11 protein-coding genes and 1 pseudogene are annotated in these 15755 nt (G+C 46.7%); 5 read left to right on the forward strand and 7 right to left on the reverse strand.

Annotation, left to right across the window (positions count from 1 at the left end):
• Positions 1 to 59 precede the first annotated feature (59 nt).
• From ACI49J_RS06105 to ACI49J_RS06115, 3 genes are all read left to right on the forward strand, one after another.
• Positions 60 to 1361 carry an MFS transporter gene (locus tag ACI49J_RS06105; RefSeq protein WP_240254824.1) on the forward strand — a complete coding sequence of 434 codons (1302 nt, stop codon included), beginning with the start codon at positions 60 to 62 and terminating at the stop codon, positions 1359 to 1361.
• Between the two features lie 322 nt (positions 1362 to 1683).
• Positions 1684 to 2952, forward strand: a complete 1269-nt coding sequence (locus tag ACI49J_RS06110) for an NADP-dependent malic enzyme (protein ID WP_240254822.1) — start codon at positions 1684 to 1686, stop codon at positions 2950 to 2952.
• On the forward strand, positions 2942 to 3403 hold the full coding sequence (locus tag ACI49J_RS06115; RefSeq protein WP_012021005.1) for a GNAT family N-acetyltransferase: 462 nt from the start codon (positions 2942 to 2944) through the stop codon (positions 3401 to 3403). Before ACI49J_RS06110 ends, ACI49J_RS06115 begins: the two co-directional genes overlap by 11 nt.
• A 96-nt stretch (positions 3404 to 3499) precedes the next feature.
• Here ACI49J_RS06115 and ACI49J_RS06120 read toward each other — a convergent pair whose 3' ends face one another.
• Positions 3500 to 4432 carry a membrane dipeptidase gene (locus ACI49J_RS06120; RefSeq protein ID WP_240254820.1) on the reverse strand — a complete coding sequence of 311 codons (933 nt, stop codon included), beginning with the start codon at positions 4430 to 4432 and terminating at the stop codon, positions 3500 to 3502.
• Between the two features lie 122 nt (positions 4433 to 4554).
• Here ACI49J_RS06120 and ACI49J_RS06125 point away from each other — a divergent pair, with 122 nt between their 5' ends.
• Positions 4555 to 5850: an ATP-binding protein gene (locus ACI49J_RS06125; RefSeq protein ID WP_240254818.1), complete on the forward strand. Its 1296-nt coding sequence runs from the start codon at positions 4555 to 4557 to the stop codon at positions 5848 to 5850.
• Here the strand turns inward: ACI49J_RS06125 and ACI49J_RS06130 are convergent.
• The 5 genes and pseudogenes from ACI49J_RS06130 to ACI49J_RS06150 all read right to left on the reverse strand — a co-directional run bounded on the left by ACI49J_RS06130 (position 5847) and on the right by ACI49J_RS06150 (position 11705).
• Positions 5847 to 6779, reverse strand: a complete 933-nt coding sequence (locus tag ACI49J_RS06130; RefSeq protein WP_240254816.1) for an ABC transporter ATP-binding protein — start codon at positions 6777 to 6779, stop codon at positions 5847 to 5849. The genes ACI49J_RS06125 and ACI49J_RS06130 overlap by 4 nt on opposite strands.
• Positions 6760 to 7794, reverse strand: coding sequence for an ABC transporter ATP-binding protein (locus tag ACI49J_RS06135; RefSeq protein ID WP_240254814.1), 1035 nt, complete (start codon positions 7792 to 7794; stop codon positions 6760 to 6762). The genes ACI49J_RS06130 and ACI49J_RS06135 overlap by 20 nt, the downstream gene beginning before the upstream one ends.
• Positions 7730 to 8605: an ABC transporter permease gene (locus ACI49J_RS06140; RefSeq protein ID WP_240254812.1), complete on the reverse strand. Its 876-nt coding sequence runs from the start codon at positions 8603 to 8605 to the stop codon at positions 7730 to 7732. The genes ACI49J_RS06135 and ACI49J_RS06140 overlap by 65 nt, the downstream gene beginning before the upstream one ends.
• The gene (locus ACI49J_RS06145) at positions 8602 to 9669 is read right to left on the reverse strand and encodes an ABC transporter permease (protein WP_240254810.1); all 1068 of its coding nucleotides are present in this window, start codon (positions 9667 to 9669) and stop codon (positions 8602 to 8604) included. Before ACI49J_RS06145 ends, ACI49J_RS06140 begins: the two co-directional genes overlap by 4 nt.
• An 8-nt stretch (positions 9670 to 9677) precedes the next feature.
• A pseudogene (locus ACI49J_RS06150) lies at positions 9678 to 11705 on the reverse strand (ABC transporter substrate-binding protein).
• A 719-nt stretch (positions 11706 to 12424) separates the two neighbouring features.
• Here ACI49J_RS06150 and ACI49J_RS06155 point away from each other — a divergent pair.
• Positions 12425 to 12886, forward strand: a complete 462-nt coding sequence (locus tag ACI49J_RS06155) for a DUF2258 domain-containing protein (RefSeq protein WP_240254806.1) — start codon at positions 12425 to 12427, stop codon at positions 12884 to 12886.
• A 248-nt stretch (positions 12887 to 13134) separates the two neighbouring features.
• On the opposite strand, the gene ACI49J_RS06160 is transcribed toward ACI49J_RS06155, so the two are convergent.
• Positions 13135 to 15747 (reverse strand): malate synthase, encoded by a 2613-nt coding sequence (locus ACI49J_RS06160; protein WP_240254804.1) that lies wholly within the window; start codon positions 15745 to 15747, stop codon positions 13135 to 13137.
• Positions 15748 to 15755: the final 8 nt, after the last annotated feature.

A 15755-nucleotide genomic window follows, 5' to 3' on the forward strand; every position in this document is an offset into this window, starting at 1 on the left:
TGTTTGATACCATAAATAATATATAATGGACAGTTCATCTTGATACAGTTGATATATCAATGGGAGATGATAAGGGAATAATAGGTAAGGTAATTCTAGCTAGCTCTCTGGGTACGGTAATAGATTACTACGACCTTTTCATAGTTTCCACCGCTGCATCGTTAGTGTGGCCATCCATATTCTTCACTGGACTTAGCGCCGCACTCAAGGCCAGTTTAACCCTAATCACCTTTGGTATTACCTACATTACTAGACCGGTGGGAGCGTTCATTTTTGGACATTTTGGAGATAAAATAGGTAGAAGAGACATGCTGGTATGGACACTTGGGCTTACCGCACTAGGTGTGGGAGGCATTGCGGTGCTACCTGAATCCAAAGTGATTGGTACTTCCTTAGCTGTTTCCATGCTCGTCCTTTTCAGGATGATACAGGGAATTGGTCTGGGTGGGGAGTGGGCTGGGGCTTCCTCATTTTCCATTGAATTCCTATCTCACTCAAGGCACAGGGCGTTCCTTACAGGATGGATACAGAACGGAGTAAATATAGGTGTTCTCCTGGCATCGCTTGCCTTTACTACTGTGGCTTCAATCTTCAACAAAACCGAGCTGTTAAACTTCGCATGGAGGATACCATTCGCGATAGGTCTAGCTATCCTAGTCCTTGCAATAGTTATAAGATTAAAAATCATGGAATCGCCACTATTTCAAGAATTGAAGCAAAGAAATCAAGTGGAGAAGCAACCGATCTTGACGGCACTCAAAGAAAAGTGGAAACTAATTCTCCTACTCTTACCTACGGCATTCTTTATTGTGGGTGCTCCTGGGCTATTTGTGAGCGGACCTTACATCCTTGACTTCGTGGTGGCCAAAACACATGCCATTCCTGCTGCGTCCCTGTCCCTTGCGGTATCCTACGCAGCGGGTGGAGGAATATTTGCAACTATCCTAGGTTCCCTCTTGGGAGACAAGTTAGGTAGGAAAACTACAATGATAATTTCCTCAGTGTTGGTGGCAATTTTCCTTTATCCTTTCTACCTAATGGTAGGGACTCTGAGTTATCCGCTAATTGTTGCTGGACTTGTCCTGATAAATGCGCTGTATAAGTTGGGAGACGGGGTAACGCCAGCTCTATTTTCAGAGCTATTTCCAACGAAGTATAGGTATTCTGGATCCGGAATTGCATATCAATTGGGAAGTCTAGTATTGGGACTAGTGTCCGTTTTAGTGATTCCCTTACTCATAGGTGGAAAAGGGATAGTAGTATCATTGCCGTATATAATCGACTTCGGGATAGCGACTGCCATTCTCACTGCGATCACCATATATTTTGCCAAGGAAACAGTGAAAACCGAGGTCGCCTAACTTTTCAGTGAGCAAGCACGCTATGAGCAAACTTACCTAAAACTGTAAAGTAGTGAAGGTAAAGTTTTTAAAAAATCTAAAGAATGAGCATATGAATACCATTTATTTTTGTTTTGTTTTAAACATATCTCGGTTTTTCTGAAATGAATTTCACATGATCCCTGATTAACGTCTTGAAAGATCACTGAGGGCCAATTTTGTATACTTTGCGTCGCTGTCATCCATATGGAACACCTATTCATGGGGCTTACTAAATCCACCATGAATGAAGTAACTCCGAAAAGGGACATAACATTTTATACTAGTTCCTTAATCTGTCATTATGAAACCTGTAGAGATATCCCTCAAGTACCAGGGAAAGATTGAGGTGATGCCTAAGGTTCCCATCTCCAGTTACGACGACTTCTCGGTGATATATACCCCTGGAGTTGCTGAGGTAGTCAAGGAGATTTCTAAGGACAAGGACAAGAGTTTCCAATTAACAAGTAGGTGGAATAACGTAGCTATTATCACGGATGGTACCAGGGTTTTGGGTCTAGGTAACGTTGGCCCAGAGGCATCTCTTCCCGTGATGGAAGGAAAGGCACTTCTCTTCAAGTACCTGGGAGGCGTAGACGCTATTCCCTTGCCTCTGGCTGTGAGGGATCCTGACACCATCATAAACGTAGTTTCAGCTCTAGAACCGTCTTTCGGTGGAATAAACCTGGAGGACGTAGAGAGCCCTAAGTGTTTCTACATCCTTGAAAAACTTCAGGAAAGGATGAACATCCCAGTGTGGCATGACGATCAACAGGGAACCGCTGGAGCTGTACTTGCTGCCCTCATAAACGCCATGAAAGTCGCAGGAAAGGGACTGGACAGCAAGATAGTGATATTTGGAGCCGGTGCAGCTAACATTGCTACAGTGAGACTCCTCAAGGCATATGGTTTCGACCCCAAGAGGATGATAGTGGTTGATAGGGAAGGTGTACTTCACGCTGAGAGGAGGGATCTGGACGCAATGATGTTCAGTCATAAATGGAAATATGAAATTGCTATCTCGACTAACGGGTTCAACATTACCACGTTGGATGAGGCATTCAAGGGAGCAGATATTCTAATTGCTGCCTCCATGCCAGGTCCGAACACTATCCCCAAGAGATGGATTAGCATCATGAAGGACCCCATTGTCTTTGCCTTGGCCAATCCCGTCCCTGAGATCTATCCTTCGGACGCGATAGACGCCGGAGCCAAGGTGGTGGCCACGGGCAGGAGCGACTTCCCTAACCAGGTGAATAACTCGCTCATCTTCCCTGGGGTTTTCAGGGGAGTCCTGGACAGTAGGTCCTCCAAGGTCGATGATGCCATGGTTATAGCGGGAGCGGAGGCCTTAGCGAGATTCGCCGAGAGGAAGGGTATATCGGCCACCTACATTATCCCCAGGATGGATGAATGGGACGCCTATTACGAGTTAGCCTCTGCAGTTGCGGAAAAGGCGGTGGAAAGGGGATACGCCAGGATCAGACTAAGTAGGGAGGAGTTCAGACTAATGGCCAAGACGAAGATAGAGCAGACCAGGAATAAGATAAGGGCGATCCAGAATGTTGATTAGGAAAGCTGAACCCAAGGACATTGACAGCGTTGCTGACATGTTCGAGCGAATGTACACCCTGAACTCAGAGTTTGACCCACTCCTTCAAGTCCACGATGAGATCAGTGAGAGATTGAAGAGGAGCCTTGTCGAGGACCTGAAGAGTGAGGATAGTCTCGTGGCCGTAGCAGAGGATGGAGGGAAAGTAATAGGGGCTGTGAGGGTCAGGCTAGAGAGAAGGGAATACTACATTCCAGAGAAGATGGCAGTCATAGAGGAGATATACGTGATGCCTGGATACAGGAGGGAAGGGGTAGGTGAGAAACTGGTGGACTTCGTAATATCAGAGCTATCCAAGAAAGGTGCGAGATCCATAATGGCTAGATTCCCCGCAAAGAACATCATTGCCGAGTCCTTCTACAGGAAACGAGGTTTCAGGGAGATACACTACGAGTTCATAAAGAGGATATAACCTGAAACTGAGAGAGTTCATGGATCTGTTATAATGCAAAAGACCAAGACCTTGTTTTTCAATGTTGACTTGCTTCTAACTACGAATGGTCAATGCCTAAACCATGTTTGCCATGATAACTCTCATGGCATTCTTCCAAAGTACTTCCTCCTCATGGCCCTCCACATATTTCAATAGGTCATTAACCTTCATCACGTTATCAAATCCCTCGGGTGTCTTCTCTATGCCCAGGAAATCCGTTCCTAGAGATACGTACTCCCATCCGTAAGACTCTCCAATATATCTCAAATTTTCAACCAGGCCTTGAAGCGTGGGCTCCCTCAGGGTTGACACGATCGCGGTAACCCCTATAACTCCCTTAGTTCTAACCACGGCCTCTATTTCCTCATCGTCCAGGTTTCTCCTGTGAGTTTTCAGCTTCATTACGTTCCCATGTGAAACTATCACTGGCTTCCTAGTAATTGAGGCTACGTCCATTACAGTCCTCTTGCCAGCATGTGCCAGATCCACTATTATTCCCAGGGAATTCGCCAACTTAACTAGCTCCTCCCCCTCAGAGGTTAAACCGTAGTCCTTTCCGGACATGCAGGAAGAGGCAAACTTGTTGTCATAATTCCAAGTTAGTCCCAGATTTCTAACGTGAAGCTCCCTGAGAATGTAGATATCCGTGTAATCCCTTAACACGTCAGCCCCCTCTAGGGATAGCAGAAGTTTGGTCACTGGAGCACTTAAGTCCTCACGAGATCTAATTACCTTAACCAGTCCCTTTCTTTCTAGGTACAGGTAAAACTTGATCTGATCCATGAGGAGCTCCCAGGAGAAGGTGGTGGAGTGGGTCGTATACCCATACATAGACGTGAGAAGGTCTGACCTCTCGTCCCTCGTGTTCACATGAGGGAAGAGAGACCCAAAGACTAAGGAATCGAAGTTTCTTAGGAGCTTAAGACTCGATTGATGATCTCCCTCTATTACATCTATCCCCATTTGGTTGGAATAGGCCAAATCCTCATGAAGATCCACAAATTTCATGGTACCGTGTGGATTTCGTCCCCTTAAAAGGTATCTCCTATCAGATCACATGACCCTGATATCACGTTTTCCCTAGACTAGACCTACCCAATGGGGAAAGGCTTAAAATCATATTCTAAAATATGATATTCATGAATATGATATTCGTGGATAGGGAGAAAGAGCTTCAGACCTTGATGCAGAGACTAAATTCCCCTACCTTCGAGCTCGTGATCGTCTACGGAAGGAGAAGAATAGGAAAGACCTCCTTGATATTGAGGGCAATATCTGGGAGAAACGACTCCGTATATTATTACGCCACGGAGAGGAACAACTTGGAAAGATTCAGGGAGGTGGCTCAAAGGAAGTTCCCGGAGGTGAGATATGCTAGGGAGGATTGGGAATCCCTCCTCCACTTCCTGAGAGACAAGGTCGTGATCATAGACGAGTTTCCCTACCTGATTGAAGAGGATAAGTCGATCTTGTCCGCATTTCAGAGGATAGTGGACGAGAACAGGGATAGCAGAACCAAGTTGATACTTTTGGGCTCATCAATCTCCGTCATGGAGGACGTCCTTTCCTACAGGAGTCCGCTTTACGGGAGGAGAACTGCCTCACTCAAGGTAGGGGAGCTTAAGTTCAGGGACCTACGTCATTTAGGGTTCAGCGTAGAGGAAGCGGTGAAGATTTACGGATTTGCGGGAGGGGTTCCCATGTACTTGACCAGGGTTACTCCTCCCTTTCTGGACTGGGTCAACCGTGAGCTCAAGAGAGTTGACTCGTTCCTGAGGGACGAGGTTGATTTCCTGCTTAGGTATGAGTTTAGGGAAATAGGGACTTACAAGGAGATTTTAAGGGCAATTTCCATGGGAAAGAACACCCTCGCTGAGATCAGGGATTACGTCAAGGTGGGAGGTGAAATAAGCTCTTACATCAAGAAACTTGAGAGGATTGAGCTAGTAACAAGGGAAGTTCCAGTTACCGAGAGCGTCAGGTCTAAGATGGGAAGGTATGTGATAAGGGATAACTTCACCAACTTCTGGTTTAGGTTCGTTTACCCCAATCTAAGCCTTATAGAGGAAGGGACGTACGAAATAACTGAAGAGGAGTACGCGAACTACCTTGGCCACGTGTTTGAGAGGGTTTGCAGGGAGTATGTGAGAGACAGATATCGCGTTAGGAAAGTGGGCAGACAGTGGTGGAAGGACGTGGAAATTGACGTCATGGGATTAGGGAATGTTAAGGTTGCAGGGGAATGTAAGTGGAGCAAGGATGTGAATCCCCACAGCGTCCTCGCTAACCTGGAGAGGAAAGTTGAGAGGCTAGGTCTTACCGTGGATCGTTACGTGGTGTTTGCGAGGTCCTTCTCCACGAAGGAGAAGATGGAAAAAGTGGAACTCGTGGACATCAACGACCTCAACTCCTGGTTCATGAGTTAATACAAGAAACAGGCTACTTCATGATCCTGAGAGACCTTCTTCAGGGTGGGTTCGGCGGTCCTACACACCTCCTTTGCAAACCTGCACCTATTTGCATATCTGCAACCCTTGATGGGTATCTCGCCTTCCTGTATGAACTCCATTTTCCTAATCCTTTCCATAAAGCCCTTCGTAGGGGTTACATTGAGTAACTCCATAGTGTAAGGATGTAACGGCTTTCCTATTACTTCCCTTGCTGAACCCCTTTCCACAATCTTTCCTGAATACATCACTGCCACGTTGTCGGACATGTACTTTGCCACTAACATGTTATGTGTTATGAGGAGATAGGATACCTTCCTCCTTTCTTGGATATCAAGGAGGAGGTTTAGTATTTGGGCCTGAATGGAGACATCAAGGTTAGATGTAGGCTCATCCAACACTATGAACTTGGGATCACTGATAAGCGACCTAGCAATGGCTATTCTCTGTCTCTGTCCTCCTGAGAACTCGTGGGGAAACCTTGTTGCCACCCCAGGATCTAGCCCTACCAGGCTAAGTACCTCACCCACCTTATCATCTCCCTTCTCCCCTAGGGGTAGTAGGGGTTCCTTGACTATATCTCCCACCCTCAACCTAGGATCCAGGCTCAGGTAGGGATCCTGAAGGACTATCTGCATTTCTCTTCTTATTGACCTCATTTCTGACTCCTTCAGCTTGGTTATATCCTGTCCCTTGAAGAAGATCTTCCCTGACTTGATCTTGATGAGCTTTAGAATGGCCAAGGCAAGGGTAGATTTCCCACTTCCCGATTCACCAATCACAGTGAAAGTCTCTCCCTCACCTATTCCCAGAGAGACTCCGTCTACTGCCCTTATGACTCTACCTCCCGCAGTGAACTCTACCCCTAGGTTCTCTGTTTCAACAAGGTTAGTATAGGTGGCAGGCAACCTTTCTCCCTCCTAAAACTCTAGTTTCTGGATCCTCTGACATACACTTCTCCATGGCAAACTTGCACCTTGGATTAAAGGAACAACCTGGAGGCAGTTTGAGAATATTGGGTGGAGATCCAGGAATTGACTCAATTCTTTTCTCGTTCTTGTAGCCATCTGGGATCGAGTTAATTAGACCCTTAGTGTAGGGGTGCATGGGGGACTCGACTATCTCCTCAGCTTTACCCTCCTCCACAGCTTTCCCCGCATACATTACCACTATTCTATCTGCTATCTGCCCCACAAGGACTATGTCGTGACTTATAAAGAGAACAGAAAGTCCCAGACTCTCCCTCAACTCCGTGATTAGCCTCATTACCTGTGCTTGGGTTATCATATCCAATGCAGTGGTTGGCTCATCCGCAATGAGGAGGGAAGGTTTTAAGAGATAGGCCATGGCAATCATAACCCTTTGCCTCTCCCCACCTGAAAGTTGATGGGGATACTTCTCCATTATGACCCTAGGCCTCTTTATCCCTACCCTTTCTAACGAGTCCATGATCTCCTCTTCGTTATTCCCCTTTGGAGGTCTCCACGTTCCAATATTCCATCCTCTCTTTCCCAACCTCACGTCTATTGCTTCCTGTAACTGGTCGCGAATCTTCATCGTGGGATTAAGGCTTGACATTGGATCCTGAAATATCATGAAGATGTTGGTACCCCTGTAGAGATATCTTTGGTCCGTCTTAATTCCTGTAATATCCTTTCCCTTAAACAGAATTCTTCCCTTAGATATCCTTGAATTCCTGGGAAGTAAGCCTATGATGGCATGAGCTAGCGTGCTCTTTCCTGAACCGCTCTCTCCCACTATTCCCACAACCTCTCCCTTTCCCACGTCTAGGTAAACATCCCTCACTGCGAAGGCCTCCTTTCCCTCTAGGTAATAGGATACCCAAAGGTTCTCTACCCTAAGCGTTAGCTCTTCTGACGTAATCTCCACCTCTTGGATCCAGGTAGTCCCTAAGCCCCTCACCGAAGAGTGAGAAGCCTACGGCCATTAACGTTATTGTGAGGGCGGGGAAGACGGAGGACCACCAATTCCCTGGCAATGCGGTTAAGCCATCGTAAACCATCCTTCCCAACTCTGGAGTGGGAGGAGGAGCGCCTAGGCCAAAGAAGGCCAGGATAGAGTAGAACAGGATTATGGTTCCCATATCCAGCGTGATATACACTATAACTAGGGATAATATATTTGGAATTATGTGTCTCCTCATGATCTCCCACCTAGTTAAGCCTGCTGCCTTGGCTAGGGTAATGTAGGGCATTCCCCTCACCTGAAGTACCTGACTCCTAACCAGCCTGGCATAAATTGGCCAATTCACCACGATAAGGGCTATCATGCTGAAGTATAACCTTTCAGCCACGTGAGTCTGTCCAAGGATTGTACTTATGGCTAGGGCCAACAATATTCCAGGGAAGGCTAGGAAAATATCGGTGAACCTCATGAGTCCCTCATCCACTAATCCTCCCACGTAACCTGATACCATCCCAACTAGTCCACCTATAAGGGCAGAGGCTCCGGCAATAATGTAGGGTATAGCCACATCGTTGGGAAGAGCAGCCAGAACTCTCGTAAATACATCTCTCCCTTCACTGTCAGTACCGAACAGGTGGTCAGAGGACGGCGGAAGGTTAGCTAGGGCGAAATTAATCTTGTTGGGATCGTAGGGGGTGAGAAGTTTCAGGTCAAGAGCTGAGATAATGGCTGTGACTATGAATCCCACAATGATAACTGCACCTACCAATAACGTTTTACTTGAGAGCAACGCCGTTTTTACACTCATGTTGTCTCCCTCACCCTAGGATCTACCACACTGTACAACACATCTGCGACGAGGTTAGAGATGACCACGACTATGGTAACCACAACGGTCCCTGCTAGTAAGGAAGGAGTGTCAAGGTCAAGTAGGCTTTGGGCTAGGTAATAGCCCATCCCGTAATAGTTAAAGATTGTTTCCACCACTAAGGCCCCTTGAATTGAACCGGCGAATATTACGCTGGAGAGAGTTATGGTTGGAAGAAGGGAATTCCTTAGGGCATGACGAAATATTATTACCCTCTCCTTCAAACCCTTCGCCCTCGCTGTCTTTATGTAATCCATGTTGAGGGCCTCTATCATGGAGTTTCTTGAGAGCCTTGTTATTCCACCGAAACCGAAGAGGGTGAGACTGAGAGCCGGCAAAATCGCGTGATCCAGAGCAGAAGCGAAGGCACTGAAATCTCCCACCAGAAGGGCGTTCAGGATGGGCATGTTATCAAGGAGCCAGAATGGGTAATACTTACCGTTAAATGGGTCATATATCTCGAACTTAGGTTCCTTCAGGGCCAGGATTGGATCCACAGGATACGATGCGGGGAACACGTGTACATCATAGGCTAACACGAGGAGGAGACCCAGTGCCACGAAGAAGGGAGGGACGCTTCTCGTTATCGTGTAGATCATCCTGATGGCATTGTCCAGAAGGCCGTTGGGCTTGAGACCAGATAGGACACCTAGAGGAATCTCAATAATCAACTTGAGTACGAGTGATATTACCGCAAGTTCAAGCGTAACAGGAAGGTACTCCTCCACGAGCTGTATCACGGGAGTTTGATAAAGGGGCGAAATCCCCCAATTTCCTGTGAAGAAGTTCTTGATATAATAGATGAACTGAACATACCACGGGGAGTTAAGATGATAAAGCTCGGTAATAATCTGTATTTGTTCGGGTGAAGCCTCTGGGCCAGCCCATATGGAAGCCGGATTAGGGGCCGCAACGTTTACCAAGAAAAAGACGAGAATTAACTCACCAAAAATAACTAGGAGCGCCCCAGCCACACGTTTTCCTATTAATTTCGCTAGCCCCATGCTCTTCCCTAGTATATTGTTGCGTAGAACAATCCATCAAACCCTGGACTGTAATATATACCTTGAATTCCATGGGCAGTCACTGTATATGCGATGAAGTCATCGAGCCATACGTATTGGGCCTGCTGTAGCGAGAGTTCTGTGATCTCATTGAAGATTTTCTGGAGCTGAACTGGATTATCAGTCCTCACTGCTTGAATTATGAGGGAGTTTATCTCTGGATTATCGACGAAAGCTGGATTGCCGTGGTGAAGCCTCGCCTGAGACATTAGGTAGATGGCAGGATCAATGGGGCTGAGGACAGGTGGGAAGTTAGCTGCAAGCTGGAACGCTGGATAGCTGCTGGAATTGGGTGGGTTGAGGTAGGACTCTACAATGGTAACTGTGGACTCGGGGTTTAACTGGACCTTTATTCCTATTTGAGCTAATTGCTGCTGTATAATGAGGGCCTCATCTTGAAGTGCCGTGCTACCTGTCTGGTAGGTCAACACTATGGTTGGGAAGGGCGTTCCACCTGGGTTAACCGTTGTGCCGTTGGGAAGGGTTAAGCTAAATCCTGCTTGGGTCAGGAGATTTATGGAAAGGGCAGGGTCTTAAGTATAGCCTTGAATCGAGGAGTTGTAGAAGGGAAGGGACGGATCATTGGGACCAACATAGCTTAGGGCTAATCCGTCGTAGACCTGCTGTTGAATCTGCGTAGCATTTATGGCATGCGCGATGGCAAGCCTCACATTGGTGATGTTGAACGGATACTGGTAAGCATCTATTGCCAAGAAGTCAATCTGCGGGGATGGTCCCCAAACATAGACTGTCCCATAGGTTCCATTATACATGACAGGATAATGTGTATGGGTCCTTATGTAGGAAATCCCCTGCGAGCCAATTATCTGGGGTAAGTCTATAATATCTATCTGGGCTATTTGGGCCTTCCCGGATTGAAGGTCGCTTATCCTAAGTGCCTCGTTGGTCTGATAATCTATTACAATGGTCTCGATCTTGGGAATAGCTAACATGAAGTTTCTCTCAGACTGAGGAACTTTGGACGCCCAGTAATTGGGATTTGCCTGCAGGATTACGTAGGACTGACCCAGTGGAGTTTCCAACATGTAGGGACCTGAGCCTAGGGCATGAGTTGAAAGGTAAGTGTTGGCAGTATCTATCTGGACTCCTCCGTGTTCGTCTACGAAGACTGGATCAACTACGGCTCCAGCAGATGTGGAAATTGCAGCTAGGAATGCAGAGTATGGATACTGAAGGTTGAATTGAACAGTATAGGGATTCACCACGACCACTGCCTGATAGGGATAACTCATGACCTTTTGAATGGTCTGATTGCTTACATTGAAGTGGGAGAGAATATAGGCCAAATCGTAGGCTGCCTGTTCGTATGCCTGAGTTTTGTTTGAGGGGAAAGTGTAACCAGCATATTCAAGGGCCTGAAGAGTACCGTTGGGCAATTCGATAGTCCCGGTAGCGCCACTGGGTAGCTTCCCTACAAATCCAAGTCCGTTATTGACTGATAGTCCTTGACTAACGTAGACCGAGATTCCAAGATTCATTAACATTGTTCTGTACACCGAGAACCAGACGTCGGTTGCGTTCAATGGATCACCATTGCTGAAGGTTATAAATGGCCAGAGGTGGAACACGTAAGTGGTTCCGTTGTTCAATACTGTGTAATTTTCTGCCAAGACTCCCACAAAACTGGACGTATTAGTTCCATTGTAGAACACGAGGGTTTGATACACGTTCTGTAGCAATTCTCCCCCAGCAACGTCAAAACTGGACGCCGGATCCACGCTAACTGGCGGAGTTGCCTCGTCTACTGTAATTGATGAGGGAATCGATGTAACATTCGTTGTGGGCACAGTCACGTTAGTCTTAGTGGTCGTCGTGTTAGTGGTATGGGTCACGTTGACTGGGGTAGTTGTTGTGGGATGTCTTGATAGGGAAATAAACGCCACTGCAGCTATTATAACAATTACCACAATTATACCTGCTACCAACGTGCGACTTATACCTTTTCGAAGTTTCATAACTTACTGCATTTAGTAGTTATATTAAAGCGTTTTTCATGAAAGTCATCTCAAGATATGAAAGGATTAAAAACCTTTATTAAGCATTTGACTAACATCATTATAAACTCTCTGATAATAATCTAAAAGCTTCCGGAATTTATTTATACATTTAGTCTCCAGAACAGGGTTATCTATTAAAAGTTTATAACAAAATTATCAATTTAGTATATAAGCTCTGTCAAAGCGTTCTCTTTTTAAAAACTTTACAAAGCCAATCATGATTTATTGCATTCTTGTTAACAATTTATTTCAATAACATGTCAATAATGGATTTGGATTTGCAGGAAATATAGAATATCAACTATTAAATATCAAAGAGTGAACATGCTGGTATGTTATTTGAATAGTATAGTCGTTAATATAAACAAAATATTAATCATCAAGGGCAAACTTGCTTAAGTTATAACAGTCAGATCTCGATAACGGGGATCAAGTGACAAGAAGATGAACGCTAGACAGTTTTTCGGCGAATACCAGATGTGATTACAAATAGGACCTAGAATTTATGATTTGGAATCAAGCCCGATCATGTGGGAAAATTATTCCCAAGAAGAGATCCTGATCGAGATCCTGTGACGAATAAGTGACATCTTGCGGTTCTCCGTGGGTCTAAAACCGCTCTCGACTACAGTGTAAACCGAGTAAACCTTTTAACTTAATTTTCGATATATTATATTATGTCTGCGGAAGAAATTAATAGGGATATGGAGAGGGCACAGGAATATGAAGTGACTACCTCTAGGGTGTCTCCCCTAGGTGAGAATAGGTTCGAGCTATCCACTGGGATCATTATAGCTGCAAGATTTGCGGACAAGTTAAGGAGAGTGGCCCTCGTGTCACTCAGCAGGATAGTGGATCGTGAGATAATAATAAGGGATATCTCGGAGCTTAACAAGGAGCTTTTCAACAAGTTGACTGAGATGAAAATTGGTAAGCTAGATCTAGTCAAGATCGTGGTTGAGGCCAGGTACAACAGGGAGGAAAAGAAACTTCACTTCGAAAACGTAAAGATAACGAGGTATTACACCGAGGAGCAGTGCAGAGCTATGAACTCGACCCTCAGCGAAGAGAACGAGAAGCTGAAGAAGGAACTCGAGAAAATTAAGGCGACGCTCGAACAATTGACTAAATCTATCTAGTTTTTCTTTTGTCGGTTTAAATGACAAGTTAAACGGCCGGAGACGCTTACCATATGCTACAGTAAATGATGGGATGCTCCTCTATTTCCTACGTTGTTAATATCTTAATTAGTATCCCCGCTCATGAGAGAGGGCTCTCGCCTGACTATAAGATCAGTATTGCACTAGATAACGTGGGGAAAATACCTCAAAATCAATTTCTTGAAAGTAAGGAAAGATTGAAAAGATGTTAGCTTGAACGACAAGTTTCAGGATTCCGGTATATCATATACATAATCATGGGCCTCTAGCGCGTATTTGGGCATCTTACCTTCCTCTACCGCTCTCGCCAATAGCACGCGTGATGGCCTACCCATATCCCTGAATAACGGCCTACCCTCCCGGTCCAGATAGTAAACTGCCTCGAGGATCTTCTCCCTGGTACTTTCGTCCTTATCAGCTATGATGAAGAGGACTCTCCCGCTGTGTTGTATCAAGTTGGGGCACAGCATCTGTCTCCTTAAGACATCCATTATTAGGGGTGCCTTCGATCTGTCAAATCTAGGTTGCATACTCTCCAGTTCCCTCCTCACCAACTCATGATTCCCCACGATTTCCGAGATCTTGTGGGATGCCTCCTCTAGCGAGATCTCCCTTACATATCTAGGATATGCACCATAGGCCTTGGACACAATCTCCCTAATCCTGGGGATAGCCTCAATCTCAGTCTGATGTCCCACTAACTTCTCTGCCTCTCCCCTGATCATGGCCTGAACCAACTTATCAACGTTAATCCCTGTTCTCTTGGATATTATGGAGGCAACTATCCTAATTGCGGTCAGTCTGTCGTACTCCTCAAAGAATGCCCTGGTCCACTGGTTGTGCAGTTCCCAGAGTTTCTGGAAATGCTCCTTGGTGAATCTCTCTCCGGCCTTGAGCTGAACCACGGGATCCGCAGGAATGACTCCATCATCCGTAAGTTTTGGACCCTTGAGCCATCCGTCCTTGGTCACTGCGGGTTCATGTTGGACTACAGTCCACAACCAGGTCACAAAGATCCTGTAGGTTGCAAGGTCGTTCATGAACCTCACCACCCTCCCGGGGAACAGGACGTAATCGTCGATGGCCGCGGCCAGGTTTCCATTTAGTATTTGGAAGCCGTAGTTTGCCGCCATGTAGAACGCGTGTTGAATGTTCTCCACCGTGATCTCCCCTGGCGGTATGTTGTAAAGGGCATCCCAAAGGTCTCCTCCCAGCAACTTTAGGAAACCATCAGGCGTCATATCCCTCAACACGAAGGGGGTAATCTTCCCTCTCTCGTTCAGAAGACCCAGGGAAATGAAGAGTTTCCTCTCAGACTCGGTGAGCCCACTGCTAACCTTAGGGGCCACCCTCCTCCCATCCACGGTCTCCCACTCCTCAGGGGCATCGAGCATGGCCTGTAGCTTCTCCAGAGGCGCCCTCAGGGGTAAGTTGCCAGCACTCACGTACCTCTCGTCTGGAGACGCTACCCAGCTCTGCCTATAACCGTCATAGAGCTTCCCCTTAACCTTTCCTGACAGGATGTCCTCAAGGGTCACGCTCCCCACTTCACCTTCCGGCACAAAGATTAATCCCACAAGTCTCTCCCTCATCTTGTCTAACCACATGGACCTCAAGGTAACAGGGTTGTGTCTAGCTCGCCCATAGGGATCGTTCTCGGCATAAAGCATGACCGCGTTCATTCCACCAATGGGCGCTCCCCCTGCCATGATGTTGAGGATGGCGTTATACCTCTGATAGGCCATCATATGCCTTGCGGTCATTCCCATGAGCGGGCCATTCTGGGGATCGGACAGAACCCTCTGGTTCCACATCTCAATCAGGCTGGCGGTGTAGTCCCACCTCCCAACGTTAAGTCCCACAAGCCAGAAGCGCCAATACCACATGATGACGGGGAGGAACCTTCCCGCATTGCCCTCCTCGTAAAGCGCCTTCATCTTGATTAGGGTCCCAGGTTTTTCTGCCCCCAGGATCCTCTCGAGTTTCCAGAGTATCTTGGCGATTATGGAGGCCTCCTCCGGGAACTGAACCTTTGGCTGATAGAAATAGAGTAACGAACCCCTCTTCCTCAAGGGCTCGAAGTCGTTCAGGACGTGAATCACGTAGTCAACTATTATGCTCGGTGCAGGTTTTCCGTTGACCTTTACGTGAAAGTCTAGTAAGTGCATCCCCGGAACCCTATGAATACTCGTGGGCCACCTCTCCCTAGGCTTATTAATCCTATACTTCCTCTTTTCGCCCTTCTTCGTTATCTCGACCTCAGAGATCTCCCCAGATAGTATCATGTGCTCGTTGACCCTTGAGAGGTAGAGCCCTACCTCCTTCTCCTGGGAGCCTAAGGGAATGAAGTCTGGGGGAGCCGCGTCCTCGTCATCTGGTCCCATGGTTGCGGAAACGTCAGCATTTATCTGCTTTATGGCCATGTCCACGGGGTTCCAAGGTCCCGTAATTTCCAAACCAGGCACCTTGAATGGATCCACCTCCGGAGGAACCGGGAGGTTTTCGTTTAACCTCCACCTGAGGGGAGTGTTCCTGTCCAGGAGATTGTCTATGAGTCCCTGAACTATTTCACGAAATGTCCTCACTTCTCCCGTGACTGGATGTGTGAACTTCTCCTCCATTGGGGGGAATGAGTATTTATCTCGAACCTCTCTCCGAGAGTCCAGTAGCTTCCTCCTTTCCCACATGGCCCTCTCTATTTCTCCCCTCAGTTCGAGGGTTAGTTCCCCTATGACCTGCTCAACGTTTACTACCTTTCCATTAACGTTCTTATTACCGAAGAGAACACCGTACCTCTCCTTGATTAGGGGATCTATCTCAACCTTTACCTGATCTGTCATGCTTAATC

Origin of the sequence: Metallosphaera sp. D4-4 (assembly GCF_046245145.1) — an archaeon.
Lineage (GTDB): Archaea > Thermoproteota > Thermoprotei_A > Sulfolobales > Sulfolobaceae > Metallosphaera > Metallosphaera sedula.

Coding starts and splice junctions, on each gene's coding strand:
- ACI49J_RS06105 (WP_240254824.1), top strand. CDS start 60: ATGGGAGATGATAAGGGAATAATAGGTAAGGTAATTCTAGCTAGCTCT.
- ACI49J_RS06110 (WP_240254822.1), top strand. CDS start 1,684: ATGAAACCTGTAGAGATATCCCTCAAGTACCAGGGAAAGATTGAGGTG.
- ACI49J_RS06115 (WP_012021005.1), top strand. CDS start 2,942: ATGTTGATTAGGAAAGCTGAACCCAAGGACATTGACAGCGTTGCTGAC.
- ACI49J_RS06120 (WP_240254820.1), bottom strand. CDS start 4,432: ATGAAATTTGTGGATCTTCATGAGGATTTGGCCTATTCCAACCAAATG.
- ACI49J_RS06125 (WP_240254818.1), top strand. CDS start 4,555: ATGATATTCATGAATATGATATTCGTGGATAGGGAGAAAGAGCTTCAG.
- ACI49J_RS06140 (WP_240254812.1), bottom strand. CDS start 8,605: ATGAGTGTAAAAACGGCGTTGCTCTCAAGTAAAACGTTATTGGTAGGT.
- ACI49J_RS06145 (WP_240254810.1), bottom strand. CDS start 9,669: ATGGGGCTAGCGAAATTAATAGGAAAACGTGTGGCTGGGGCGCTCCTA.
- ACI49J_RS06155 (WP_240254806.1), top strand. CDS start 12,425: ATGTCTGCGGAAGAAATTAATAGGGATATGGAGAGGGCACAGGAATAT.
- ACI49J_RS06160 (WP_240254804.1), bottom strand. CDS start 15,747: ATGACAGATCAGGTAAAGGTTGAGATAGATCCCCTAATCAAGGAGAGG.